Raw genomic sequence first — 573 nt, 5'->3', positions numbered from 1 at the left:
GGCCGGCTCGATCAGCTCGGCGTCACCAGTCTTCTGGATGTAGATAAAGTCTACTCCCATATTGTTGTTGCCGCCTTTTGCGAGCAACATGCCTGTCTCCTTATTGTTCAAGGTGAACTCGTCGGATTTTCCCTGTACCCAGTTTACGGCTGTTGCGGTGAATGTGAATACGGTGTCTTTTCCTGCGATGTAGTTCCACTCGGAAGCCGGTGTCTTGGAAACGTCACAGATGACCGTCGTCAGTGTGTACTTTCCGTTGGGCAGTTTGGTGAACTCAACGTCTGACTCGGCAGCATAAGCGGAAGCACCGTTGGAGCTGCGTATCTTGGTGTTGTTGTTTGTTGTGAGTGTAAGGCCTTCGATGTCCTCTGCCTCAGAGAAGTAGACTACGTTCTCTATGCTTGTGGGCTTGAAGACAATGTTCTTGGTCATGTTGTCCTCGCTCAATGTCATTGAGAAGCAATATCCTTTCTTGTCGTCGGAGTTGGATTTGCTGGATTCATACAGTGTCCCGTCTACATTCACGTATGTGGAGTATGCCATGGCGAATGTCTCGGCCTCGAAATTCTGTCC

Annotated in this window: 1 protein-coding gene; it reads right to left on the bottom strand. The window is 49.6% G+C overall.

The genetic code is table 11. From position 1 onward, the window contains the following. Positions 1–573 (bottom strand): hypothetical protein (locus MoGM_RS12970; protein ID WP_158249548.1); only part of this gene is annotated, 573 nt, incomplete at both ends.

Source organism: Prevotella sp. MGM1 (assembly GCF_002933775.1).
Classification (GTDB): domain Bacteria; phylum Bacteroidota; class Bacteroidia; order Bacteroidales; family Bacteroidaceae; genus Prevotella.
This window is presented reverse-complemented; position numbering and strand designations above follow the sequence as displayed.